Source organism: Candidatus Thalassolituus haligoni (assembly GCF_041222825.1).
Taxonomy (GTDB): domain Bacteria; phylum Pseudomonadota; class Gammaproteobacteria; order Pseudomonadales; family Oceanobacteraceae; genus Oceanobacter; species Oceanobacter antarcticus.
Map to the genome: position 1 here is coordinate 701311 of NZ_CP139482.1, position 23189 is coordinate 724499.

Here is a 23189-nt window from a genome sequence, read left to right on the forward strand (position 1 = left end):
ATTGTAAGTATTGATTCATAGCAAATGGTTCCTCTGAAGATGAATAAGCCTCTGACTGTTTTGGTCGCAGATGCCAGCCTGGCTGACCAGGCGTTGTTTGGCGACGTATTGCCAGCGGCCAGTCGGGTCATGAATCTGACGTCGGTGGCACAGCTGGAAGACTGTTTACAGCAACCCGAGTTTTATCCTCAGTTGCTGCTGTTGGCAGTGGATTTGCCGACACTTGATTTTGCCGCTTTTATGGCGCGCTGGACGATGGATCCGCTGCATCGCCACGTTGATGTGGTAGCGATTGGTACGGCTGATATTGATCAGGAAGTGATGGCACTGGACGCTGGCGCGGCTCTCTATTTGGGACGACCGTTGCGGTCGACTCTGGTTGCTGCCCGGCTGGGCGTGCTGGCCCGCCAGCGTCGGCGTCTGCGCCAGCTTGAGGCGTTAACCACCACCGACGGCCTGACAGGTATTGCCAATCGACGGCGTTTTGATGATTTTTTGCTGGCGGAGTGGCGTCGAGCGCAGCGGCACCAGAGCGGTCTGGCGGTGATGATGATTGATATTGATGCTTTCAAGGCGTTTAACGATCAATACGGACATCCTCAGGGCGATGAAGCCTTGCGCAAGGTGGCTGGCGCACTTGATGAAGCCGTCAATCGTTCTCACGATCTGGTTGCTCGCTACGGGGGGGAAGAGTTTGCGGTCGTCCTGCCGTCGATTGAGCCGGAAGGCGTTGCAATTGTGGCGCAACGTATGCTGCGGGCGATTGCTGATCTGCAACTGCTGAATACCGGATCTCCGGCCGGGCCATTACTCAGTGTCAGTATCGGCAGCGCCTGGTTTCAGCCGCTGATGGATGATCCGGTAATAACGGCGGTCGCTGCTGCTGATGAGGCACTTTACCGGGCCAAGCGTAGCGGCCGCGCCCGCCATATAGCTGCGGATCTGGTCAGCCAGTCAGCCCGGTGAGCAGGGTATCGGCCAGTGTTGCAAGTTGCTGCCGAGTGCTGTTGCGGGGGCAATGTCGGGTTACGTCTCGCTGGAGGTTGATCATCAGGTCATGCAGCTGCTGAGGTGGCAGGCTGATCACTTCGTATTCGAAATGGTGATCCTGCACGCTGAGTTTGAGCAGCTCGATGTACTCCCGTTGCAACACCTGCAGCAAATTAAACAGCTGATCCTTGGCGTCCATTGAGCTGGCTTCCCAGTATCCCGTTTCGAGCCCTTCGATAAGGTCCCAAATCGCGATCAGCGCGTCACTGATGTTGATCTTGTTCATTCCTGATCCTCGCGGCGACGGTGTTGACGTCGCCCGGTTAATGTTGGAGTCAGGTTTCAGCTTAGCAGAGGAATGGGTATCAGGATGGCTGCGACAATAGCAGCATCCGCGCAGAGTTAACCCTGACCTTCAGTTTTGGTGAAATGGCGCAGATAGCGCTGGTTGATGTTGTCGCGGCTGAGCAGGATCAGTGCATCGGCAACATTAAAGTCCTTGTCGAGGCAGGGTTCGCCACACACCTTGACGCCAATACGCAGGTAAGCTTTTAACAGTGGCGGCACCAGGCTGGCACCATCCATATCGACATCGATACGTGGCATATGCAAGCGAGGTTCTGCCCGTGTATCGGCGGGTGAAAAATGTTGTTCTCTCAAGTAATTAATGATGGCGATTGCTCGTGCATACCCTTCATTCAGGGAAATACTGGCGCAACCCATCAGGAAATCAATGTTGTGGGCTGACATGAACTGGGCAAGACCGGACCACAGCAAGCCGATCACGGCACCGCTGCGGAAATCGGGATCGACGCAAGTGCGGCCGATTTCCATATAGCTATGACCTGGTTTGACGATGTTGCCGAGGTCAAATTCGGTAGCCGAATAAAAACCGCCTGCCTGATTCGCCAGTTCGTTGGTGAGAATACGGCTGTAACCGACAACACGGTCGTTGTTGACGTCCTTAACAATCAGGTGCAGACAGATATCATCGAAGTGATCGCGGTCAATCCCCGCTTCACCGCTATCGATGTGCGCCCCCATTCCCTCGGCAAACACCCGGTAACGCAGTGCCAGTGCCTGGCGAATTTCAACGGGATCCTGAGTCACCCGGGCCACGAGTGGAGAGTCGCTGCTGACGGCGCTCTGGGGAGCAGTGGCTTGCTGCATGGTAATACCTGACTGTTGAATTAATCTGGCCGAATTTACGGCGTGCGTATGACATTTGGGTGACATGTCCGACATTCGTCCCAAGAAGCGCTATGGTATTGATATGAACTACATTCGTGAACCGTCATTACAAAAATATTTCAGCTGCGGCTTTGTCGCGGATGTTGCGTCTGTTTTGTTGGTGCTGTTGCCCGTGCTTGGCATTGTCTGGGTCGATCGGGTGTTAGCCTGGGCCGCTCCGGCGGTTCAACCTGAACTGCTCTTCGAGGATGCGGAGGCGCTGGTAGTTCAATCTATTACCCATGAATTATTGATCTGGGACGGTATTACCTTGCCATTGCTGATACCGAAGACCGAGCAGTCCAGGTTGGCTCGCTGGTTGTCGGTGCTGGCAGAGGAGCGGCTGGTCAGCCGCGAGGAAAGCATTCAGATGATCGACGAAAGCAATGGCCGACGGCGTATTGCTGCGCTGTGGCAGTATCGATCTGGCCCTGGCAGCGATTGGATCGACAGTCCGGATGGGCAGCGTTTACAGTACGGCCACCCGGCTCTGAAGCGTGTGGTGTCGGTGTCTCCAGCCTATTGGGTGGATGATGCCTGGTACGCCGAGGTGTATCTGGAGTGGTACGTCGAGGCTCTGTCACCCTGGGCCAGGTTACCCTTGTTCAAACAACAGCGACTGTTCCGCCGCAGTGCCGAATCCTTCGACAAGCCATTCGCTCGTACCGTGTATCTGCAGTTTGACGAGGATGGTTGGCACTATTGGCGTGGTCATATTGCGGCGACAGGCTGGAGTGCATTCTGAGGAGAGCCGGTTTGTCGGGTTATTCCTGGTTGGCCAGGCGGGTTCGTAGCCAGAGTCCGGGCAAGGTGCTGAGGCCCTGATCGGCAAAGCGAATGTTGCCATGTTGATCGATTACGTAGTAACTCGGATAGCCCCGGATATTGAGTTGTCTGGCGGTCTCCGCATCACCCAGCAGGGTGGTGCCAGCGTAGTGTACGGACTGGACCATATTGGCCACTTCAGACTTGTTGCGCCAGTCCAGCGCGATGGCAATGATACGGATGTCGTCGCTGTCCAGCCACTTCAGCGCTGGCATGCTGACCCGGCAGACACTGCACCATGGCGCAAACAGATACACCAGAGTGGTCTTGGGTGCCTGAGTGGCGTCGGGCAGTAGCACGGGCTGGCCATCAAGACGGGTGAGGGTCAGCGCCGGAAAGGGGGTATTGCGGTCAAGCAGGTGACGGCTGAGCCACTGGCTCAGCAGTGTTACCACGAGGAAGGCCAGTAGTAGTTCGATACCCCAGCGTTGCCAGCGGGGTCTGGCCCGGTAGCCTTGTCGCCAGCCAGAATCAGATGGCTCTGGAGAAACGTTGTTGCTCATGCTGGTAAATGTACTCGTCGAAGGCCATGCAGGCATTACGCACCAATAATTGGCCCTTGTCACGGATAGCGACGCCGCTGTCGGTAATGGTCACCAGCCCGTCGTTCACCATGGGATCAAGACGTCGCAGTGATGGTAACAAGTAGTCGCGGCTGTTGATTTGGAACTCGGCATCAATAGCAGAGAAGTCGACGTGGAGATGACACAATAATTCGCTGATGACCCGCCGCCGGATCTGGTCGTCGCGGGTTACCTTGCAGTATTTGTTGGCTGGCAGCTGCGGTTTGTCCAGCGCTGCGGTATAGCCATCCATACTGACCTGGTTTTGCAGATAGTAGTCGCCAATCTGGCTGATGGAAGACACGCCGAATCCGAGCAGGTCACAATCGCCATGGGTGGTATAGCCCTGGAAGTTACGATGTAATTTGCCTGCAGTCTGGGCCAGCGCCAGCTCGTCATCCGGTCGGGCGAAGTGATCCATGCCAATATACTGGTAGCCCGCTGCTGTCAGGCGCTGAATACAGTGTCCGAGAATAACCAGTTTTTCCTGCGCCGACGGCAGATCTTCGGCGTTGATACGACGCTGTGGCTTGAAGCGCTCTGGCAAGTGGGCGTAATTAAACACCGACAGTCGATCCGGGCTCAGCTCGATCATGGTATCCAGTGTCTGGTCGAAGCTGTCCCGTGTTTGATGGGGCAGGCCGTAGATCAAGTCAATATTGATAGAGCGGAATCCCAGCACCCGTGCTTTTGCCATCACTTCCCGAATCATTGCTTCCGGCTGCAGCCGATTGACAGCTTGCTGTACCTCTGGCTGCAAATCCTGCACGCCATAACTGAGGCGGTTGAAACCCAATTGGCGTAACAGTGTCAGTGTACCGGGACGTAATTCACGCGGATCTATTTCGATGGAGTAGTCGGCGTCTTCCGAAGTGCTGAATTCAAAGGTCTCGCGCAGGAAAGAAACCAGATCCTGCAGTTGTTCGTCACTGAGGAAAGTCGGAGTGCCACCACCAAGGTGCAGTTGTTCGACACGAGCAATACGGCCTCCCTGGTTACCACCAAGCAGGGCATGTTTACGGCGGATTTCGTCTTTCAGATATTCCAGATAAGGGGCTGCGCGGCTCATGTCCTTGGTCACAATCTTGTTGCAGCCGCAGTAGTAGCAGACATGGCGACAGAAAGGGATGTGCAGGTACAACGACAGTGGCCGTTCAGGGTTGCGTTCGGCATAGGCCTGGCGTTCAAGGATGTCATTGTCGAGCGGTACAAATTCAACTGCCGTCGGGTAGGACGTGTAGCGCGGTCCGGGACGGTTATAACGCTGGATCAGCAAAGGATCCCAGGAAACAGTGTGATTCATGCTGAGTTTACCTCGTGATGGGCCATGCCTGCCGGGCAGCTCTGGCAGCGTGATATTTCAGATGCATCCTGCTGCTGTCTGTTTTTGATTTGATCCGGTTGGCAGGTATGGGCATGGCGCTTTCGCTTGTATGTGCCATATGCTGTTATCTGAGCGAATGTTAAATAAATTGATGACGGGTCGAGTTGCCCTGCATCAAGAGAAACCTATAGTAGGGCCGTTATGCTTTGGTCTGGTCACTGCGACGTTTTACTCACTCATTTGACTTGATTTGGTATTGGTTCCCGTTAACCTTGGCGGTCAAGCTGTCGGGCCGTCAGACCCTGAATATGCTTGCCGTCTTCCATTGCAACGACCAGGAGTAGTCATGCCCAAGAAGCCGTTTTCACCGGAAGAAATCGCTTGCCAGCGTGAGCGCATCATGGATAGCGCTGCTGGCGTCATGGCCGATGTCGGTTTTCATTATCTGTCCATGCGTAAGCTGGCTGCTGAGTTGGGAATGACCGCCAGCAATATTTACAATTATTTTCCCAGCAAGGAGTCCTTGCTGCTGCACATTCGTCGTCGTGGCTTCGAAATGCTGTTTCACGATACCAACCTGGCATTGATGGACAGCACCAGTTCACTTGACTCTCTGCACCGTCTGGCCCGCCAGTTGATCTGTTTTGCGCGGGACTATGCCGGTTATTATCAGCTGATGTTTCAGCCGCCCCGGATTCGTCCGGGGCTGGCCGATGAGGATGACGGCCTCGCGGCCATGCAGCTGGATCGTTTGCTGGAAGAATGGCAACGCCATGCACAGATGTTACTGACGGATGCGATTGACGGGCTGGCAGAGCAAAGTGATGTCGAGCGCCAGCGTATTACACTGTATTTTATTACCGCCATTCACGGGCTGGTGGATTGTTATCAATACCAGGCGCTGCCACAGTTGCTGGAAGGTGTGGAACTGATCCCGGAAGATATGGTGCGTACTCATACCGACTGGCTGGTCGAGGCGGTGAAAAAGCGGGTGGTCGATCTCGTCTGAGCGTTTCAGCTGCCATCCGGCGTTTTGCCTTGCAGCTGATACACCACTGCCAGAATTTCAGCAATTACCTGATACAGCGGCTCAGGGATTTCATCGCCAACCGCCATTTGCCCCAGCCAACGAGTGAGCGCGGCATTTTCATAGACCGGCACCTGATGGGCCAGCGCCAGTTCAATAATGGCCTGGGCCAGTTCGTCCTCGCCACTGGCACTGATGCGTGGGGTGCCTGTCTGCTCGGGCTGATAACTCAGTGCAATGGCCTGGTTGGCCTGTTTGAGGGAATCCGGAATACTCATGTGTGCAAATCCACCAGTCGTTGGGTAATAACGTTTTGCTGCCCGACGGGCAGTGAGCCGTGACGCACTTCCATTTGTTGTACTTCTGCTCCTAGCGCTTGCAGCCGCTGGCGTAATGGCTGCAAGGCGGCGCTCAGCGTGTGCCGGGTGTGCTGTTGGGATGACCAGAAAGTGATGTCCAGCCTGGGCCAGCCCAGCTGGATCTCCACATCCAGCGGCCCAAATTGTTCCAGTTCGAAATGTAATTTGAGCTGCCACACCGGCTGGCGTTGTGCCGCCGCTGATGGCGGGCTGTGCTGGTGTTGGGCGTTGGGGTCGTCGCTGTTATGTGCGGGTGGTGAATGTGGGCTATTGGTGCTGGCCGCTTCGCTACTGCGTGGTTCTGGCGGACGTTGCTCGGCGCTGTGGGGAGAACCGTCCTGGCGTTGCACGTCAATCCGTACCTGCTGCAAGGCCTCACCGTCCTTTAACAGCAGTAAGGTCTGCAACAAGGAACGCGGCTCGCTGGCCATGTTGAGTTGTCGGGTTTCAATACCGGCTAGCAGTTGCTTTAGCTGTCGGCTGAGGGGTGTTTCTGACGCCAGCGTCCAGCTTAATGGAATGGTGCGCGAGCGCGAGTGGTTGCCTTCCAGATCCAGAATACTCTGTGCCAGTACGGCCTTGAGGTTGGTCAGACTCGGCGTACTGTCGCTGACATCCGCTACTGCGGCGGCCATTTGCTGGCTGTAATTCTGGCTGATCTGCTGCAACGTTTGTTGTAATGGTTGTGATGGCTGCCGGGCTTGCTGGCTCAATGGTAAGGGGGCTGTTTGCTCTGGCGTTGTCGTGGCTGCTGGCATCTGTGGTCGCGCTGGCGATAATGCCGCCAGGCGTTGCCATAGCTGCTCGGCGATGCCTGACATTTTGCCGCTGCCGCTATTATCTGAGTTGCCTGGGCCGCTCACGGCGGCGTTCAATTTGGCTAATAGCTGGGCTTCGTGAAAAACCCCGGATTGTTGAATGGCTGTTTTGATCGCGGCGGCATCACGCCCACCTGCCTGTGGCAGCTGGTTATGCCAGTGTTGTAACAACGCTTGCGTCTGCTGACTCAAACCGGGTGTCGTGGTGCCATTGTTTGATGGGGTGTTTGATGGGGTCGTCAGAGATGGACTGACGGGTGTGGGCAAAGGGCGGTTGCCCCTGGGCTGGGCGGAGGACGGAGTTTGTAGCCGCTGCATCAGGACGCCGATGACATTCGTGCTTGTATTGGTCGTTGTGGTTATCGGGCTGGAGGTTGTACTGCTGGTGCTCTGACTGGGTGGGTAAGTGAGGCCAGCCAATGGTGCCGCTGTAGACAGTGCTGAGGTAAACGGTGCAGCTGTAAACGGTGCTGGTCGTGAGGCTGGAGGTTGCAGGGGTAAGCGCGAGGCCAGCAGGCGGGCAATAGCCTGTTCCGGTGGGGCTGATGTGGACTGGGACGGCTGGCCGCTGTGTTGGGCATCCGCTTTGATCACCGTCAGCGCTGGCCCCGGTTTGAGAACCATGGTCAGGCGTGTTCCCGGTGCAAAATCCTGTTCGCTGTTCACCGTCAGCTGTTGATCGGCTACGACCAATGTCAGGTTGTAGCGCCGGGCGGTAGCGTCGGCAGAGGGGGTACTGGTTAATACTCGCGCCTGTATCACCGGCTCGCGCCGGGCGGGTGTTTCCAGCGCGGTACGTTGCAGTAAATCGCTCGTAATCAGCGGCCTCACGCCAGGCTCCCGTCCAGGCTTGGCAGGTAGCGCTCAGCGCCATTGCCAACCGGGTAACACGTCGGCCTGAATCGGATCATCGGTTACCTCCTGCATAGGTTGAGGGCGTATCTGTCAATGACTGTGCGTATCAATGACTGTGAGTCAATGACTGTGCGTCGAAACGACGGCGCTAACAATCGACTCAAAATACGCATTGATAAACTCGGTTTTGCCTTGTCCTGTCATCGCTCGCTACCTTTTTGGCTGTACCCTGTTATCGGCGCTTGAGGCAGGATCTGAAGTGCGTCTGATGAATGAGACAAATTGATCGAATGACCCATCCGGGTCAAGCCACAGTCGGTACGGTTTTTGTATATAATGCGCCCGCCGTTATTGGCAGTGGCAACTGATTTGGCACAACTACCGGGGTTTGAATGGCGAATCGTTATAGCGATAACAGTGTGTCTCTGAGCGCAACTCAGTTGTATTGTGAGCGCGATGACCGGGTGTTGTTCGATCGCCTGAACCTGGCCGTCAATAATGGCGATTTGTTACAGCTGGCTGGCCCTAATGGCGCGGGTAAAACCACCTTGTTGCGGTTGCTTGCCGGTTTGAATCGCGATTTTGACGGGGCGTTGCAGTGGCATGGCCAACCGCTATCCGCCGTTTTTTCCGATTACGCCCGTCAACGTCTGTATCTCGGCCATCTGGCGGCGATCAAGCGGGCGCTGACGCCGCTGGAAAATCTGCGCTGGCTGGTTAGCCCGTGGATGGCTGCAGAGCAGCCAGCGGTTATTACTGAAGATGATCTCTGGCGGGCACTGGAGGCGGTCGAGCTGGGCGGCTATGAAGAGACGCCTTGTAATCAGCTGTCGGCAGGGCAGCAGCGCCGCGTCGGCTTGTCGCGTCTGGCGATTGTACCGGCACCGTTGTGGATTCTGGATGAGCCGTTTACGGCGCTGGATATTGCCGGTGTTGCCTGGCTTGAAACACAGATCCAGCAGCATGTCGCCCGCAATGGCGCGGTCATTATTACCAGTCATCATGCCTTGCAGAATATTCCTTCGCTCACACGTCTGGATCTGGGTGAACTGGCGTTGGCGGGAGGACTCTCATGAGCCTGGTCGTCGCGACCATTAAGCGGGACTTGCTGCTGGCCGGACGAAATCCCGGTGAGTGGCTCAACCCCTTGATGTTCTTTTTAATGGTGGTGGCGATGTTTCCACTGGCGGTGGATCCGGATCCTGACTTTCTGGCGCGCATTGCCGGTGGTGTGATCTGGGTGGGTGCCTTGCTGGCGACCTTGCTGTCGCTCGATGCGCTCTACAAGGCGGATGTCGAGGACGGCACTCTGGAACAGTGGCTGGCGTCGGGTGAGTCGCTTTATCTGTTGGCACTGGCCAAGGCGCTGGTGCATTGGCTCTGCAGCGGTTTGCCGCTGACGCTGATGGCACCGGTGTTGGGATTGATGATGGCGCTGCCTAATGACGCCTACCTGGCGATGTTGCTGAGCCTGGCAGTGGGGACGCCGATCCTGAGTTTGCTGGGGGCTGTGGGTGCGGCGTTGACCGCCGGGGTACGCAGCGGCGGATTGCTATTGAGCCTATTGATTTTGCCTATGTATGTGCCGGTTTTGATCTTTGCTGCCAGTGCGGTTTATCACGCCGGGCTGGGGATGGCATACAATGGCCAGATCGGTTTTCTGGGCGCCATGTTGGCGCTTTCTGTGTGCCTGACGCCGTTTGCTTCGGCTGCAGCACTGAAACTGAATTTGTCGCGCTAGGCGCACGTTTTTGATCGGGGATTTTATGTGGCAGTGGATTGTACGGCTGTATCACCGCCTGGGTTCGCCCAAATGGTTTTATGAACTGACATCAAAATGGATCTTCTGGCTGGGTTTGTTGTCAGTGGTGGGCGGTGTGGTCGGGCTGGTACTCGGTTTGCTGTATGCGCCAGCGGATTACCTGCAAGGCAACAGTTTTCGCATCATTTATATTCATGTTCCGGCGGCACTTGTGGCCCAGAGTGGTTTTGTCATGATGGCGCTTGCCGGGGCGGTGTTCCTGATCTGGAAAATGAAAATGGCCGCCTGGGTGGCCCGTGCGGTGGCTCCGGTAGGGGCCAGCTTTTGTCTGATTGCACTGTTTACCGGAGCGATCTGGGGTAAGCCGACTTGGGGTACCTGGTGGGTCTGGGATGCACGCTTGACCTCGATGTTAATGCTGTTGTTCCTCTACTTCGGGGTGATGGCATTGCAGCGGGCGATCGAGTCAGAAGAAGCCAGTCACAAGGCTGGCGCGATTCTGGCGCTGGTGGGGCTGGTGAACATTCCCATCATCAAATACTCGGTGGAGTGGTGGAATACCTTGCATCAACCGGCGACCTTGAAGTTGACCGAAAAACCAAGCATGCACCCGGATATGCTGATACCGCTGCTGATCATGATTTTAACCACGTACGTGCTGTTTGCCTTGCTGGTGATTTTGCGCACCCGTAATGAAATTCTCTGGCACGAGCGCAAGCGCAGCTGGGTACAGGCGTTGCCAGAAATGTCAGGGGGACGTCACTGATGGAATTTCACAGTGTCAGCGAGTTTCTCGCCATGGGTCGCCATGGCTTGTATGTCTGGCTGTCGTATGGGCTGAGTGCGCTGGTGATTATCGCCAATCTGGTGCTGCCGATGATGCAGCGCCGTCGTTTGATTCGGCAACAAGGGCAGCATCTGCGTCGCGATCGTCGTGCGCAACAGGCCAGCCCCGACCGAACTGTTGTTAACGAGGAGAAAAACTGACATGCATCCACAACGAAAGAAACGGCTGACGCTGATTCTGTTTTTGGTGATCGGGTTTGGTGTTGCCGTGGGGTTGTTGATGTACTCCCTCAGCCAGAATATCAACCTGTTCCAGACACCCACCCAGATTGCCAGTGGTGACGTGCCGGTCGGCCGTACCATTCGTGCCGGTGGCCTGGTGGTCAAGGGCAGCCTGCAACGGGATGATCAGGGGCTGGCGGTGACTTTTAATGTCACCGATGGTGCGGCGACGGTGCCGATTCATTATGAAGGTATCCTGCCGGATCTGTTCCGCGAAGGGCAGGGGATTGTGGCGCTGGGCAAGCTGGATGAACATGGCGTGATCCAGGCATCCGAAGTGCTGGCCAAGCACGATGAAAATTACATGCCGCCCGAAGTGAAGGATGCGCTGGAGCAGGCTCACGAAGAAGGCAAGCAGGCGCTGCAGGACGCGGCGTCGAAACCAGCGTCTTATTCGATCTCTGAATCGATCAAAACCGGCGGAGCGTACTGATGTTTACCGAAGCCTACGGCACCTTGTCGTCGATCCCGGAGTTTGGCCAGCTGGCGTTGATCATGGCGTTTCTGGTGGCGGTGTTGCAAACCCTGGTGCCACTGTGGGGCGTCCGTGCCGGGAATACCTTGGCGATGGCGTATGCCCGGCCACTGGCGGCGGCACAGGCGCTGTTTCTGCTGATCAGTCTGGTGACGCTGGCCTGGTGTTTTGTGGTGGATGATTTTTCTGTCACTTATGTGGCCACCAATAGTAATTCTGCCTTGCCGACGCCGTTCAAGATCAGCGCGGTATGGGGTGCTCACGAAGGGTCGTTATTGCTGTGGGTCACCTTGCTGGGCTGCTGGGGCGTCGCCGTGGCGCTGTTCAGTCGTTCGTTACCGCTGGAAATGCTGGCGCGGGTGCTGGGCATCATGGGGCTGGTCTCGACCGGATTTATTCTGTTCACACTGGAAACCTCCAACCCGTTCGCCAGAACCTTGCCGTCGGTTCCCTCTGAGGGCGGTGACCTGAATCCGCTGTTGCAGGATTTTGGTCTGATCGTCCACCCGCCCACCTTGTATATGGGCTACGTTGGCCTGTCGGTGGTGTTTGCCTTTGCCATTGCGGCTTTATTGGGTGGTCGTCTGGATGCCGCCTGGGCACGCTGGTCGCGTCCCTGGACAACCGCTGCGTGGATTTTTCTGACCATTGGTATCGCGCTTGGCAGCTGGTGGGCCTACTACGAACTGGGCTGGGGCGGCTGGTGGTTCTGGGATCCGGTTGAGAATGCCTCGCTGATGCCCTGGCTGGTAACAACTGCTCTGATGCACTCACTGGCAGTCACCGAAAAACGCGGACTGTTTAAAAGCTGGACGGTGCTACTGGCAATCTTTGCCTTTTCGCTCAGTCTGCTGGGCACCTTCCTGGTACGTTCCGGGGTGTTGACCTCGGTTCATGCCTTTGCTTCCGATCCAGAGCGGGGTGTGTTTGTGCTGGCGCTGCTGGGGATCTGTGTCGGTGGCTCGCTGCTGATTTATGCGCTCAAAGCGCCGACTGTTGCGTCGGTGGGACGTTATGAGTGGTTGTCGCGGGAAAGCTTTTTGTTAATGAACAACCTGTTATTGCTGGTTGCTGCCTTTGCGATCCTGCTCGGTACCCTGTATCCACTGCTGATCGATTTCCTCGGCATGGGCAAAATATCGGTGGGGGCGAGCTGGTTTAACTTTATGTTTGTGCCGGTGAGTGTGGTGTTAACCCTGATTATCGGTATTGGTGCCATTTCACGCTGGAAAAGTGACCAATTCAGCCGCCTTGGGCGGGAACTGGGTCTGGCGGCGCTGGCGGCGCTGGTACTGGGAGTGGCGACACCCTTGATTGTCTCTGGTGAATTGAATGGCAAGGTAATGCTGGGGATGGGCATTGCGATTTGGCTGGTGTTGGCCAGTCTTGCTGAAGTCTGGAAAAAATGCCGTGGCCAGCTCCAGCGTATTCCGTCGCTGAGTCTCAGTTTTAACGGCATGATTCTCGCGCACATTGGTGTGGCAGTCACGGTGGTGGGGGTGACCATGGTGGCCAATTACAGTCAGGAGGTGTCTGTTCGTATGGCACCGGGCGACAGCCACACGCTGGGTGACTACCGCTTTGAATTTGTCGAAGCAGGGCAGATTCGCGGCCCTAACTATCAGGCTGATGCCATTCGTTTCCGGGTCTATGACGGTGAGCGTCAGATTGGTGAGCTGATGCCGGAAAAACGGCGCTACAGTGCACGTGGATCGGTGATGACTGAAGCCGCCATCGACGTCAGCCTGTTCCGCGATTTGTATGTGTCAATGGGCGAACCGCTGGAGAACGGTGCTTGGGGGATGCGGTTACAGGTCAAACCCTTTATGCGCTGGGTCTGGCTGGGAGCAATATTTATGGCGCTGGGTGGCTTGATGGCAATGTTCGATAAACGTTATCGCCAGCCCCGACGGTTGGTACAGGATCCGTCCGCACCCAGTCAGTCGGCAACAACGGAGGTGGCGGTATGAACCGGTTTATTCTGTTTGTCCCGTTGGTGGGCTTTACTATTTTGGCCGGGTTGTTTTTTCTCACTATCGACCGTAAGGACAAAGAGGTTCTGCCGTCGCCGTTGGTTGGCCAGCCGTTCCCTGAATTTGAGATGATCTCGCTGGAAACCGGTGAAGTGGTTAGTCGCAAGGATTTGCTGGGCAAGCGGGCGCTGGTGAATGTCTGGGCCACCTGGTGCCCAACCTGCAAGGCTGAGCATTCCTTTCTTAACCTGCTGGCTTCTGAAGGGGTTCGTATCTTTGGTATCAACTACAAGGACGAGGACAGCAAGGCCAGGCAATGGCTGGCGTCATACGGCAATCCCTATCGCTGGAACCTGTCCGATACCGACGGCAAGCTGGGGCTGGAGCTAGGGGTTTACGGCGCACCGGAAACCTTTTTGATTGATGGCAGCGGGGTTATTCGGGGTCGCCATGTGGGTGATCTCAATGCCCGAGTCTGGGCCACTCTGAAACCTGAATTTGAGAGCCTGCCGTGATGCGTTATCCATTTCGCCACTGGCTGGCAGGGTTATTGCTGCTGCTTGCTGCAGTAGCAGCCCAGGCCGTTGTTAATGGCTACAAGTACCCGTTTGAAGACCCTGCTGATATTGCCCGCTTCCAGCACCTGGCTGAAGAATTGCGCTGCCCCAAATGCCAGAACCAGAATCTGGCAGACTCCAATGCCCCGGTAGCTGGAGATATGCGCGAGAAGGTGTATGAGCTGATGAATGAAGGCCAGAGTGATGATCAGATTGTGGGTTATCTGGTGGCCCGATACGGCGATTTTGTCCGTTACAAACCCCCGGTTCGTGCTGAAACCTACCTGCTTTGGTTCGGCCCGTTGCTGGCGTTTTTATTGGGGCTGCTGGTGCTGAGACAGATGCGTCGTAATCAGCGCAAGGCACCGGTACCGGCACCACTAACGGATGCAGAACGTCAGCGTCTTGAACAATTAAAAGCCGCAGTGACGGCGGATTCATCGAATGACCAAAAGGCGAATAACCCATGATCTGGATGTTGTTGATCCTGTTGCTGCCACTGGTGGCGTTGCTGTATCGCCCGGTGTGGTTCCGGCCTGAAACCAATCAGCAAAGCGAAGAAAACCTGCGGCTGTATCAGGAACGCACCAACGAAGTAAAAAGTAGCGATTTGAACGATACCGAACAGGCGGCATTACAGCTGGAGCTGGATCGTGAGTTTCTGGCCAGTGCCGATGCGCGCCAAAGCAGCGCAGACAAAACTTCTGGCAGCTGGCTAATGCTGGGCAGCATGGCGGCGATTGCGCTGCTGGGTTCGATGCTGCTGTACAGCTTCTGGGGTTCTGACAATGCCTTGCGCGCCAGCGCCTTGCTGGACAAGGGCGAGCAGGTGGAACTGACCACACCGGAACGGCAGGAGTTGATACAACGACTGGCTGCAGAAGCACAGCATGATCCTGACAATCTGGAATGGGCCTATCTGAATGCACGTCTGCTCAGTGCCAGTGGCGAATACCACCGTGCTACCGAGGCGTTTGCCAGCATTCTTGATGCTTTGCCTGACGATGCCAGCGCCGATCGTGCGGCAACCTTGACCTTGATGGCCGAAGCGCAATTCTTTGCTGCCGATCAGCAAGCCGATGAGTCCACCTATGCCTTGCTGGATGAAGCCTTGACGCTCAACCCCCAAAGTCGTCAGGCGCTGGGTATGGCCGGTATTCTGGCGTTTGAACTGGGCAAGCACGAACGCGCCATCAGCCACTGGAAAGCATTGTGGCAAGGTTTGCCGGAAGGGCCGGAATCCCAGGTGCTGGCACAGGGAATTCATCGTGCTGCGGAACAGCTGGAGTCGCAGGGGATTACGGTTGATCTGAGTTGGCTGGAACGGGTCAGGTTAACCATCACGGTCGATATCACTGCTGAAGCGCGAGCGGCGGTTGCGCCGGATGATCTGGTGTTTGTCTTGGCCAAAGCCGTGACTGGCCCGCCGATGCCCCTGGCGGTTCAGCGCTTGAAAGTCGCTGATTTGCCAACACAGGTGATTCTGACCGATGCCCAGGCGATGGCACCGGGTATGACGATTAGCGGTTTTGACCAACTGACGCTGATTGCGCGTGTATCCCGCACCGGGCAACCGACCGCGCAGCCGGGGGATTGGCAAGACGAGCGCTCACCGGTCAGTAATCGGGATACTGACGTTCAGACGCTGACCATTCAAACCCGAGTCAACTGAGTAACGTTAGAAATGAAAGAGTTGGAAATGAAAAAGTTGGCAATGAAAAAGAGAAAGAGTTGGAGATGAAAGAGTTGGGGACGACCACGGCGGGTCGTCCCCAACGGATGGTTGTTACTCCTGCAAGGCCAGCTTGAGTTCGCGGGCGTCCGGCTCCAGTGTCAAGACACTAACCCGAACCGTCTGACCAATGGCCAGCGTCTGCTCGCCATTGCTGTGCGACAGGGTTTTACTGTCAAATGCCCAGTTGCCTTTTACCTTGCGGCGGTCTATCTGCCCTTCAATCCCTGAATCTTCAAAACGCACCATGATGTTGTTGGCGGTGGCGTACTGGATAACCGCATCAAACTGGGCTTCTGCTGGCAGGGTTTTTAACCACTGCAGCTTCAGCCAGGTATCGGTCTGGTTGGCAGCGATCCGGGCTTTGGTTTGCTTGTCCTGAATGGCCGCCAGCGCCAGCGCATCCACTTCGGGAGCGGGCTGTGCGGCGAGAATCGCCGCAATCATGCGGTGCACCAGCAGGTCGTTGTATTTACGTAACGGTGACGTCATGGTGGTGTAGCGAGGGAAGCCCAGCCCCATGTGGGGTTTGTCTTCCTGCGTCAGGTTGCTGCGTTCAAGCTGGCGGCTGATGATGTCCTTGACGTTCAGTCCGCTGTCACAGGCCGCTGCCTGTTTCATCAGGCTGACGTAATCTTCCAGCGATTTGATTTTGGGTTTCTTTTCCAGCCCGAGCTGTTCCTTGAGCAGACTGGTTACATCGCCAATACGTTCGGTACGGATACCGGCATGTTCGATAAAAATGCCGCTCTCGTGCTGGCGCAGCCAATCGGCACAGAGGCGGTTGCACACCAGCATGCATTCTTCGACCAGGCGTTGGGCGTCGTTGCGTTCCTGCCGCACGATGTCCTTGACCTTGCCATTTTCATCCAGTACCAGACGATAGTCGGGACGGTCTTCCATCACCAGGCAGGCTTTTTTGCGCTGGCTGGCGAGTGCTCTGGTACAGTCTTTTAATGCCGCCAGCGACGGTTGCAAGGCGGCGTCGATGTCACCCTGGTGCGCGTCAGCGATAAATTCACTGACTTGCTGGTAGCTGAGCTTGGCGTGGCTTTTGACGTGTGCTTGCTGCAAACCGATCAGGGTGGATTCGCCTTCCTGATTGACGGCCACTTCGGCAACCAGTGCCAGACGGGTAACCTCAGGTTGCAGGGAGCACAGCTGTTCGGACAGCGCTGCTGGCAGCATGGGAATGACCAGGTTGGCAAAGTAGGCTGAGGTCGTGCGGTCACGCGCCATCAGATCAAGTGCCGTGCCCGGTTGAATAACAGCAGCCGGATCGGCGATGGCGATGTGCAGCGTCCAGCCGTTATCGGTGACGGTCGCACAGAGGGCGTCGTCCAGATCGCGGGTGCTGGCAGAGTCGATCGTTACCAGTGGCAGCCCGGTCAGATCGACACGTCCGGCGGTGAAGCTGTCGATGCCTGCCGCAGCCAGTTCATTGGCCTGTTGTAATTCGGCCTCGGTGAACTCGGTGGTCAGGTGCCACTTCTGACACATGTAGCGGGCTTCGATACCGGCATCCTGGCTACTGCCAATCACCGCATCAATTTCCGCCTGGGCGCGACCCGCAGGGTAAGGATGTTGGGAAAGATGTCCCTTGACCAGCATGCCATCTCCAGCACTCTGGCGAGATTTGGGCGGCACAAAAATCCAGCGGTTCAAGGCTGGATGGTCGGGCTGGATAAAGTGACCCTTGCCCTTGACGATGTAGGTGCCGCAAAAATCGCTCAGTTCGGTACTGATCAGACTTTCGACAATGGCTTGAGTCTTCTTTTCGGTGACTTCCTCAACACGAAAAGCGACCTTGTCTCCCGGCAGTACCTTTTCCATTTCTTCCGGTGACATGTAGAACTGCTGGTTATCGTCCGTGACTACGAAGCCGAAGCGTCCGCCAGTCGCCCGAACCTTGCCCTCAAACCTGGGAACACTGTCGTGTATTTCCTGTTTGAGAGATTGCAGTTGTGACAACGCATTCTTATCTAGCATTCCGATCTGGCCCCGGCCGGTGAAAAAGGTCGTTGAGTTTAATGGACGCGTGCCATACAGGCCAGTAGGGAAAATTCATGCTGTCTTCAGTTCTTAATAAAGATTCACGACTATGGGTGTTTTAAGGCACTAATGGGGCGGATCACGCCTTAATTTTTATTCTGAGGTCTGAGCATGTCACATACGCCAAGTTTGAGTCGTCGTCGTTTTTTGCAATCGGTTGCTGGTACGGCCAGCGCGGTAAGCGTTCCTGCGGTTATTACCGGTTGTTTTGCCGATGATGACGACAATGAGTCCAGCCGCAACCTGACAGTGTTTGTATTCGGTCATGGGGTAGCGTCGGGCGATCCGCTGGCGGATGCGGTTATTCTCTGGACGCGTGTTACGCCAGATGAATCGGCGACGGCGGATGCCGAAGCGGAAGTGGGCTATACCCTGGCGACCGATGCGGCGATGACCGACGTTGTCGCCTCTGGCACTGTGTATACCGATGCCTCACGCGACTATACCGTCAAGGTGGATGTCACCGGTTTGTCTGCGGGCACCAGCTACTACTATCAGTTCTCTGGCAAGGATGGCGAAAGCTCGACCGTAGGCAAGACCAAAACCTTGCCAGAAGGCAGTGTCAGCAGCGTCAAGCTGGCAGTATGTTCGTGTGCCAACTTTCCTGCCGGGCTGTTTAACGTCTATCAAGAAATTGCCGACAGTGATGCCGATGCGGTTGTACACCTTGGTGACTATTTGTATGAATACGGCACCAATGAATACCCTACCGAAGATGCCGAAGGCCGTGAGCCGGAACCATCGGTAGAGATTACAACGCTGGCGCAATATCGTCAGCGTTACGCTCAGTACCATGTCGATGCCAACCTGCAGGCTGCGCACGCGGCGAAGCCGTTTATCTGCGTCTGGGATGACCACGAACTGGCCAACGATGCCTACAAGGACGGCGCTGAAAATCACGACGAGACGACCGAAGGGTCGTTTGCCGATCGTCGTGCGGCGGCAGAGCAGGCCTATCATGAGTGGTTGCCAATCCGTACCGGGTCAGATAATACGCATATTTACCGCGCCTTTGATTTTGGCGACCTGGTACGTCTGCATATGCTGGATACCCGTATTCTGGCCCGTAGCAAGCAGCTGGATTATACCAATTACATGACTGCCAGCGGCCTCGATACTACTGCGTTTATGACCGCGATGGCCGATACCTCGCGTGTTTTGCTGGGGGATGAGCAATCGGCCTGGTTTGGTAATAGTCTGGCGACTTCGGGGGCCACCTGGGACGTACTGGGTCAGCAAGTGTTGATGGGCCGCATGTATATTCCAGCGGATATTCTGACCGCTATGGCATCACTGGCAACGGTTGAAGATCAGCAAGCGCTGGCGACCATGCTGGAAACCTATGCGACGGCCAAGTATATGCAGAGCCTGGGTATGGATATTGATGCCGATGTTGCCGCCGCACTGGCAGTCACGGCGCCTTACAATCTGGATGCCTGGGATGGTTATGAAGTGGCGCGCCAGCTACTGTACGCGCAGATTGCGGGTCAATCCCGTGACGTTAACCTGGTTGCTCTGGCCGGTGACACTCATAATGCCTGGGCCAGCCAGTTGACTCAGGGTGACAGTGCCATCGGCGTTGAATTTGCCACCCCATCGGTAACGTCGCCAGGTCTGGAAGTGTATGCCGGGTTTGGTAGCGATGCGGCGTTGCAGGCTTCTTTCGAGTCCGCTATTACCATTCTGATTGATGACCTCAAGTATCTGAATGCCGGTAATCGTGGTTTTATGCTGGTAACGTTTACACCAGAAAAAGCCAGCTGCGACTGGGTATTTGTCGATTCCATCACCAGCTCCAGCTATATCGCCAACACCCGTAAGCGTATGCAGGTGATGGCGGGTAGCGAGCTGACTCTGGAAAATGTCGCATTGAGCTGATTTGAATCAATGATGGCTGCTTAAAAAACACCCTGATATCAACAGATGTCGGTGTGTTTTTTATTGTTTGGCACCCGGTCTGGAGCAATACAGCAACGACGTTGCGTAGGGATCAGGGTGTCCGCTGTCGGGTTCGGTGGCATAGTGGTGTTGGCCGATGTGATCAAAGGCGGGGTGCTGAATGTCTGCTGCCCGCGATTCCGACAGCCAGACCTGCTGGCTGATCGTCATAAACTCGTCCAGCAAGGTGTGGTTGTGGTGGTCGTACAGCAGATCGGCCGCGAGCACGATATCAATACCATCAGTTCGGTGGAAATCGGTACAGAATTCCAGCTCGTTGTTATTTTGCCTCGTCTGGTTTAATTCGGCATTGGCGCGACAGGCCGCAAGCGCCTGCTGATCCAGGTCGCAGGCAATCACCCGTTTGGCTCCGGCACGAGCAGCCGCAATCGCCACCAGCCCTGATCCACAACCGAGATCCAGAACGGCCTTGTTTCTGACGAGCTGCGGGTGATCCAGAATATAACGTGCCATGGCCAGGCCGCCTGGCCAGCACACTGCCCAATAGGCCGGGTAAGCCGCGATGCGCTGTTGTTCCTCGGCAGAAAAGGGCCGATTGATGCATTCCGGCGCAACCAGCCACAGCTGCAGTTCAGGACAGGCAGCCAGATGTTGGCGGCGGACATAGCTGCCCGGCAGCATCTGTTGCAGTTGCTGGTCAAGCAGTGGATGAGCGTGATTCACCAGGGACGATCCTTCATGCCAGTAGCCATTCCAGTACTTATGCCAGTACTTATGCCCGTACTCATTCAGGCCCCTCCAAGCGCAAAACATTCGCCGGGTTTGGCAACACGATAACCGGCGGCGGCCAGTTGCTCGCCAGCGGCGGCATTGGCGTAGTGATACAGTACCAATTGCTGTCGCAGCGGCTCGGGGTACTCCCTGTCGAGGTCATCGAGGCCGGTATGGGATGGATTGGCACTTAACCCGCAATCGTGAAAGACCACTTCATTGCCGCTCAGCTGGTGGTTGAGAATCTCGGGAATCGGTCGGGTATCGCCGCTGTAAAAAAATTGTCCGGGTAAATGCAGCGCGAAAGATGATCCGGGAGCATGATGCCGGGTCGGATAGCAGCAAAATGTCATGCCTGCGTATTCAAACTGGTCGGTTACCGGTAACAACTGGAAAGATTGCCAGAAATTATGCCCACCCTCTGCCATGGTGCCGGGATAGGTGGCCAGCCGCTGATGCAAAACCGGTATCACACTGAGTGGTACAAACATGGGAATCGGTGCAAGCTGTTGCAGTCGCGCCCGTACGGTCAATATTTCCAGATCGGCGATATGATCCATATGGGCATGGGTCATAAATAGAGCGCTTGGCAGAGCCTGATAGCGTTGCTGTAGTTGTGCCAGTGTGCCCGGCCCGCAATCGATCAACAGCAAGGGCTGGCCCTGTTGTTCCAAGGTAGCGGCGGCACTGCCGAGGGCTAAATGCCCGCCGCTACCGACACCCTGAAAACAGAGGGATAGGTGATTCGGATGTGTTGTCATAGGATGCCTGTAGAAAATAGCCCTGCCTGAATACGGATACTGTTACTGGAGACTGATTATGTGGCGTCCAAAGCGTATGTCCATTCCTACTGCGGCCGAAGCACTGCCCGGCCGTGCTGAACCCTTACCGACCACCAGCCATCATTTTGTTAATGGCCATGACATTGCCGGAGAATGCCCGGAGGATCTGGCTGAATTAATGGTGGGGATGGGATGCTTCTGGGGAGCCGAGCGGGCTTTCTGGTCATTGCCGGGAGTGTATTCCACCTCGGTCGGCTATGGTGCCGGGCATACGCCCAATGCCAGCTATGAAGAGGTTTGCAGCGGTTTAACCGGTCACAACGAGCTGGTGCGTATCTGGTATGACCCGCAGCAAACGTCATTACCGCAACTACTCACTGTATTTTGGGAAAAACATGACCCTTGCCAGGGCATGCGCCAGGGTAACGATATTGGTACCCAGTACCGTTCAGGGATCTATCTGACCAATGCGGAAGATATGGCGCTGGCGGAGCAGAGTCGGGATCAATACCAACAGTGCCTGACTGCCGCAGGCATGCCCGAAATAACTACCGAGATACTGCTGGGCATTCGTTATTACATGGCCGAAGGCTATCACCAGCAATATCTGGCTAAAAATCCCGGTGGGTATTGTGGGCTGGGTGGTTGTGGTGTCGTCTTCGCAGACGCCGTGTCAGAGCAAAAATAACCACGCTATCCATTCCGCCAGCTGCGATCTGCCGTGACCAATACCGCCCTGTCCCTAGGCTATGGCCGTTGCGGTATGGTATTGGTTGGATTATCCGTAAGAATCGCGTGTTAGACTGGTCGCCAATGTTACCAAGGGATGACCGTTTAGTGCGCGCTATCGCTGTATTTCAGTTGAAAGGCGGGGTGGGGAAAACTACCTCCGCCGTCAACCTGGCCGCATTGGCTGCCAGTAACTCCATTCGTACCCTGCTCTGGGATCTGGATCCCCAGGGGGCTGCGACCTGGATACTGGGGGTTGAGCCGGATCGCAAGCAAGACAAGGTCTGGAGTGAAGGCAAGCCTATTGGCCGCTATATTTACCCGACCCAGTACGATCGTCTGGATGTACTGGCAGCTGATATCTCGTTACGCAAGTTTCACCAGAGTGTTGCCGACAAGCGTACCGCCAGGGATTTGACCACCGATGCCATCAGCATGCTGGGAGAAGACTATGAACTGGTGGTGATTGATTGCCCGCCAGTACTGTCGCCGCAGATTGAGGGTGTCTTGCAGGCCGTGGATAAAATTCTGGTACCGATAGAACCTTCGTTGCTGTCCATTCGGGCCTACGAGCAGTCCAAACAACAGCTCGACTGGGTCAAAAGCAAGCAGTGGATGCCCTTTGTGACTCTGATTGATCGTCGCAAGAGTGCGCACGTCAAATGGGCTGCAGAAGTAGCGCCAAAAATTCGCGAGTTATTACCCGTGTTTATCGGCCACTCTGCCAGTGCTGAGCGGATGCTGGAATTACGCAGTCCGATCGTGGTCTGTCAGCCCCATGTTCCCCTGTCCCGTAATTACCGGGCGTTGTGGGCTGCAGTAAAAGAGCAGTTGAAACTTTGAGCCAGGTGCTCTGATTCAGGCGCTCTGGCTCAGGTCGCTGGCTTGCACCTGCGGATAGGCAATAAAAACGGCCCAGGCGATGGCAGTGGCATAACAGAGGTTGGTTTTTAATTCGCTGTGAGGATTGACCAAAAATTGCCGCTGGGAAGCCAGTCCACGAATCAGGCTGGCCTGATCCGGGTCAAAGGCAAGATATTGATCCCAGACTTTCTGATGAATATCGGCATCCAGCGGATACAGCGAGCAGTCTTCGAAAGCATTGACCTGGCTGTGCTCCTGCCTTTGCGCCAGAGCAATCAGCAGGTTTTCCGCAGTGCCGGTATAACAGCCCAGATAGTCCAGTGTTGGGCGAATAATGGTGTCTCTGAGCTCGTGAGGCATAAGCTTCATCGCTCACCCTCCTGTAGTCTTGGTTAGATTGTATACCCTTAGGAATAGCACACTGGTCGTTATTGACTGGATTGTTTGAACGGTCGTTGGCCAGTGATGACGGGGTATTGGTTGATTTCTGTGACACTTGTATCAGTTGCAAAAAGAACGCCATTATTCTTGCTG

General features: G+C 55.7%; 25 protein-coding genes. 15 read left to right on the plus strand and 10 right to left on the minus strand.

All coding sequences use genetic code 11. From position 1 onward, the window contains the following. Nucleotides 1-39 precede the first annotated feature (39 nt). Nucleotides 40-966: a diguanylate cyclase gene (locus SOJ49_RS03135; protein ID WP_369856774.1), complete on the plus strand. Its 927-nt coding sequence runs from the start codon at nt 40-42 to the stop codon at nt 964-966. Here SOJ49_RS03135 and SOJ49_RS03140 read toward each other — a convergent pair. Further along, complete coding sequence (locus tag SOJ49_RS03140) at nt 947-1276, minus strand: hypothetical protein (RefSeq protein WP_369856775.1); 330 nt, start codon at nt 1274-1276, stop codon at nt 947-949. The two genes, SOJ49_RS03135 and SOJ49_RS03140, sit on opposite strands and share 20 nt — an antisense overlap. A 116-nt stretch (nt 1277-1392) precedes the next feature. Further along, nucleotides 1393-2160 (minus strand): GNAT family N-acetyltransferase, encoded by a 768-nt coding sequence (locus tag SOJ49_RS03145; RefSeq protein ID WP_369856776.1) that lies wholly within the window; start codon nt 2158-2160, stop codon nt 1393-1395. 64 nt (nt 2161-2224) lie between these two features. Here SOJ49_RS03145 and SOJ49_RS03150 point away from each other — a divergent pair, with 64 nt between their 5' ends. Next, a complete protein-coding gene (locus tag SOJ49_RS03150) occupies nt 2225-2965 on the plus strand; it encodes a hypothetical protein (protein ID WP_369856777.1) in 741 nt (246 codons plus the stop codon). Nucleotides 2966-2984: 19 nt separating this feature from the next. On the opposite strand, the gene SOJ49_RS03155 is transcribed toward SOJ49_RS03150, so the two are convergent. Both SOJ49_RS03155 and hemN read right to left on the minus strand, forming a co-directional pair. Next, entirely contained in the window at nt 2985-3548 is a 564-nt protein-coding gene (locus tag SOJ49_RS03155; RefSeq protein WP_369856778.1) for a TlpA family protein disulfide reductase, read from the minus strand. Then, nucleotides 3517-4911: an oxygen-independent coproporphyrinogen III oxidase gene (gene hemN / locus SOJ49_RS03160; RefSeq protein WP_369856779.1), complete on the minus strand. Its 1395-nt coding sequence runs from the start codon at nt 4909-4911 to the stop codon at nt 3517-3519. The genes SOJ49_RS03155 and hemN overlap by 32 nt, the downstream gene beginning before the upstream one ends. Nucleotides 4912-5278: 367 nt before the next feature. Between hemN and SOJ49_RS03165 the strand changes: the two genes are divergently transcribed. Next, on the plus strand, nt 5279-5941 hold the full coding sequence (locus SOJ49_RS03165; protein WP_369856780.1) for a TetR/AcrR family transcriptional regulator: 663 nt from the start codon (nt 5279-5281) through the stop codon (nt 5939-5941). 5 nt (nt 5942-5946) lie between these two features. Here the strand turns inward: SOJ49_RS03165 and SOJ49_RS03170 are convergent, their stop codons facing one another. Together SOJ49_RS03170 and SOJ49_RS03175 are read right to left on the minus strand one after the other, a co-directional pair. After that, a complete protein-coding gene (locus tag SOJ49_RS03170; RefSeq protein WP_369856781.1) occupies nt 5947-6237 on the minus strand; it encodes an EscU/YscU/HrcU family type III secretion system export apparatus switch protein in 291 nt (96 codons plus the stop codon). Beyond that, nucleotides 6234-7967 carry a flagellar hook-length control protein FliK gene (locus SOJ49_RS03175; protein WP_369856782.1) on the minus strand — a complete coding sequence of 578 codons (1734 nt, stop codon included), beginning with the start codon at nt 7965-7967 and terminating at the stop codon, nt 6234-6236. The genes SOJ49_RS03170 and SOJ49_RS03175 overlap by 4 nt, the downstream gene beginning before the upstream one ends. A gap of 416 nt (nt 7968-8383) precedes the next feature. On the opposite strand from SOJ49_RS03175, the gene ccmA reads away from it, so the two are divergent. From ccmA to ccmI, 9 genes are read left to right on the plus strand one after another with little or no spacing between them, the layout of a single operon-like run. Next, a complete protein-coding gene (gene ccmA / locus SOJ49_RS03180) occupies nt 8384-9067 on the plus strand; it encodes a cytochrome c biogenesis heme-transporting ATPase CcmA (RefSeq protein WP_369856783.1) in 684 nt (227 codons plus the stop codon). Next, complete coding sequence (ccmB, locus tag SOJ49_RS03185; protein ID WP_369856784.1) at nt 9064-9732, plus strand: heme exporter protein CcmB; 669 nt, start codon at nt 9064-9066, stop codon at nt 9730-9732. The genes ccmA and ccmB overlap by 4 nt, the downstream gene beginning before the upstream one ends. A gap of 25 nt (nt 9733-9757) precedes the next feature. Next, the gene (locus tag SOJ49_RS03190) at nt 9758-10519 is read left to right on the plus strand and encodes a heme ABC transporter permease (protein WP_369856785.1); all 762 of its coding nucleotides are present in this window, start codon (nt 9758-9760) and stop codon (nt 10517-10519) included. After that, nucleotides 10519-10740 carry a heme exporter protein CcmD gene (gene ccmD, locus SOJ49_RS03195; RefSeq protein WP_369856786.1) on the plus strand — a complete coding sequence of 74 codons (222 nt, stop codon included), beginning with the start codon at nt 10519-10521 and terminating at the stop codon, nt 10738-10740. The genes SOJ49_RS03190 and ccmD overlap by 1 nt, the downstream gene beginning before the upstream one ends. A gap of 1 nt (nt 10741) precedes the next feature. Continuing rightward, nucleotides 10742-11254 (plus strand): cytochrome c maturation protein CcmE, encoded by a 513-nt coding sequence (gene ccmE, locus SOJ49_RS03200; protein ID WP_369856787.1) that lies wholly within the window; start codon nt 10742-10744, stop codon nt 11252-11254. Further along, a complete protein-coding gene (locus SOJ49_RS03205; RefSeq protein ID WP_369856788.1) occupies nt 11254-13266 on the plus strand; it encodes a heme lyase CcmF/NrfE family subunit in 2013 nt (670 codons plus the stop codon). Before ccmE ends, SOJ49_RS03205 begins: the two co-directional genes overlap by 1 nt. After that, on the plus strand, nt 13263-13784 hold the full coding sequence (locus SOJ49_RS03210) for a DsbE family thiol:disulfide interchange protein (protein ID WP_369856789.1): 522 nt from the start codon (nt 13263-13265) through the stop codon (nt 13782-13784). The genes SOJ49_RS03205 and SOJ49_RS03210 overlap by 4 nt, the downstream gene beginning before the upstream one ends. Further along, nucleotides 13784-14296 (plus strand): cytochrome c-type biogenesis protein, encoded by a 513-nt coding sequence (locus SOJ49_RS03215; RefSeq protein ID WP_369856790.1) that lies wholly within the window; start codon nt 13784-13786, stop codon nt 14294-14296. The genes SOJ49_RS03210 and SOJ49_RS03215 overlap by 1 nt, the downstream gene beginning before the upstream one ends. Further along, nucleotides 14293-15498 (plus strand): c-type cytochrome biogenesis protein CcmI, encoded by a 1206-nt coding sequence (gene ccmI, locus SOJ49_RS03220; RefSeq protein WP_369856791.1) that lies wholly within the window; start codon nt 14293-14295, stop codon nt 15496-15498. Before SOJ49_RS03215 ends, ccmI begins: the two co-directional genes overlap by 4 nt. A 114-nt stretch (nt 15499-15612) precedes the next feature. On the opposite strand, the gene SOJ49_RS03225 is transcribed toward ccmI, so the two are convergent. Next, on the minus strand, nt 15613-17547 hold the full coding sequence (locus SOJ49_RS03225) for a VacB/RNase II family 3'-5' exoribonuclease (protein ID WP_369856792.1): 1935 nt from the start codon (nt 17545-17547) through the stop codon (nt 15613-15615). A gap of 174 nt (nt 17548-17721) precedes the next feature. Between SOJ49_RS03225 and SOJ49_RS03230 the strand changes: the two genes are divergently transcribed. Then, nucleotides 17722-19488: an alkaline phosphatase gene (locus SOJ49_RS03230; RefSeq protein WP_369856793.1), complete on the plus strand. Its 1767-nt coding sequence runs from the start codon at nt 17722-17724 to the stop codon at nt 19486-19488. 60 nt (nt 19489-19548) lie between these two features. On the opposite strand, the gene SOJ49_RS03235 is transcribed toward SOJ49_RS03230, so the two are convergent. Then, nucleotides 19549-20232 (minus strand): methyltransferase, encoded by a 684-nt coding sequence (locus SOJ49_RS03235; RefSeq protein WP_369856794.1) that lies wholly within the window; start codon nt 20230-20232, stop codon nt 19549-19551. A gap of 65 nt (nt 20233-20297) precedes the next feature. Continuing rightward, on the minus strand, nt 20298-21041 hold the full coding sequence (locus tag SOJ49_RS03240) for an MBL fold metallo-hydrolase (protein ID WP_369856795.1): 744 nt from the start codon (nt 21039-21041) through the stop codon (nt 20298-20300). A gap of 58 nt (nt 21042-21099) precedes the next feature. Between SOJ49_RS03240 and msrA the strand changes: the two genes are divergently transcribed. Together msrA and SOJ49_RS03250 are read left to right on the plus strand one after the other, a co-directional pair. Beyond that, nucleotides 21100-21750, plus strand: coding sequence for a peptide-methionine (S)-S-oxide reductase MsrA (gene msrA, locus SOJ49_RS03245; RefSeq protein WP_369856796.1), 651 nt, complete (start codon nt 21100-21102; stop codon nt 21748-21750). Nucleotides 21751-21899: 149 nt separating this feature from the next. Next, entirely contained in the window at nt 21900-22634 is a 735-nt protein-coding gene (locus SOJ49_RS03250; RefSeq protein ID WP_369856797.1) for a ParA family protein, read from the plus strand. 15 nt (nt 22635-22649) lie between these two features. Here the strand turns inward: SOJ49_RS03250 and SOJ49_RS03255 are convergent, their stop codons facing one another. Continuing rightward, entirely contained in the window at nt 22650-23024 is a 375-nt protein-coding gene (locus SOJ49_RS03255) for a hypothetical protein (RefSeq protein ID WP_369856798.1), read from the minus strand. Between the last annotated feature and the right edge of the window lie 165 nt (nt 23025-23189).

What these genes read in the sequence shown, in the direction of transcription:
- SOJ49_RS03210 (WP_369856789.1), top strand. Translation starts at nt 13,263, where the DNA reads ATGAACCGGTTTATTCTGTTTGTCCCGTTGGTGGGCTTTACTATTTTG.
- SOJ49_RS03150 (WP_369856777.1), top strand. Translation starts at nt 2,225, where the DNA reads ATGTCCGACATTCGTCCCAAGAAGCGCTATGGTATTGATATGAACTAC.
- SOJ49_RS03135 (WP_369856774.1), top strand. Translation starts at nt 40, where the DNA reads ATGAATAAGCCTCTGACTGTTTTGGTCGCAGATGCCAGCCTGGCTGAC.
- SOJ49_RS03230 (WP_369856793.1), top strand. Translation starts at nt 17,722, where the DNA reads ATGTCACATACGCCAAGTTTGAGTCGTCGTCGTTTTTTGCAATCGGTT.
- msrA (WP_369856796.1), top strand. Translation starts at nt 21,100, where the DNA reads ATGTGGCGTCCAAAGCGTATGTCCATTCCTACTGCGGCCGAAGCACTG.
- SOJ49_RS03240 (WP_369856795.1), bottom strand. Translation starts at nt 21,041, where the DNA reads ATGACAACACATCCGAATCACCTATCCCTCTGTTTTCAGGGTGTCGGT.
- hemN (WP_369856779.1), bottom strand. Translation starts at nt 4,911, where the DNA reads ATGAATCACACTGTTTCCTGGGATCCTTTGCTGATCCAGCGTTATAAC.
- SOJ49_RS03215 (WP_369856790.1), top strand. Translation starts at nt 13,784, where the DNA reads ATGCGTTATCCATTTCGCCACTGGCTGGCAGGGTTATTGCTGCTGCTT.
- SOJ49_RS03255 (WP_369856798.1), bottom strand. Translation starts at nt 23,024, where the DNA reads ATGAAGCTTATGCCTCACGAGCTCAGAGACACCATTATTCGCCCAACA.
- ccmA (WP_369856783.1), top strand. Translation starts at nt 8,384, where the DNA reads ATGGCGAATCGTTATAGCGATAACAGTGTGTCTCTGAGCGCAACTCAG.
- SOJ49_RS03205 (WP_369856788.1), top strand. Translation starts at nt 11,254, where the DNA reads ATGTTTACCGAAGCCTACGGCACCTTGTCGTCGATCCCGGAGTTTGGC.
- SOJ49_RS03140 (WP_369856775.1), bottom strand. Translation starts at nt 1,276, where the DNA reads ATGAACAAGATCAACATCAGTGACGCGCTGATCGCGATTTGGGACCTT.
- ccmI (WP_369856791.1), top strand. Translation starts at nt 14,293, where the DNA reads ATGATCTGGATGTTGTTGATCCTGTTGCTGCCACTGGTGGCGTTGCTG.
- SOJ49_RS03165 (WP_369856780.1), top strand. Translation starts at nt 5,279, where the DNA reads ATGCCCAAGAAGCCGTTTTCACCGGAAGAAATCGCTTGCCAGCGTGAG.
- ccmB (WP_369856784.1), top strand. Translation starts at nt 9,064, where the DNA reads ATGAGCCTGGTCGTCGCGACCATTAAGCGGGACTTGCTGCTGGCCGGA.
- ccmD (WP_369856786.1), top strand. Translation starts at nt 10,519, where the DNA reads ATGGAATTTCACAGTGTCAGCGAGTTTCTCGCCATGGGTCGCCATGGC.
- ccmE (WP_369856787.1), top strand. Translation starts at nt 10,742, where the DNA reads ATGCATCCACAACGAAAGAAACGGCTGACGCTGATTCTGTTTTTGGTG.
- SOJ49_RS03145 (WP_369856776.1), bottom strand. Translation starts at nt 2,160, where the DNA reads ATGCAGCAAGCCACTGCTCCCCAGAGCGCCGTCAGCAGCGACTCTCCA.
- SOJ49_RS03170 (WP_369856781.1), bottom strand. Translation starts at nt 6,237, where the DNA reads ATGAGTATTCCGGATTCCCTCAAACAGGCCAACCAGGCCATTGCACTG.
- SOJ49_RS03190 (WP_369856785.1), top strand. Translation starts at nt 9,758, where the DNA reads ATGTGGCAGTGGATTGTACGGCTGTATCACCGCCTGGGTTCGCCCAAA.
- SOJ49_RS03155 (WP_369856778.1), bottom strand. Translation starts at nt 3,548, where the DNA reads ATGAGCAACAACGTTTCTCCAGAGCCATCTGATTCTGGCTGGCGACAA.
- SOJ49_RS03225 (WP_369856792.1), bottom strand. Translation starts at nt 17,547, where the DNA reads ATGCTAGATAAGAATGCGTTGTCACAACTGCAATCTCTCAAACAGGAA.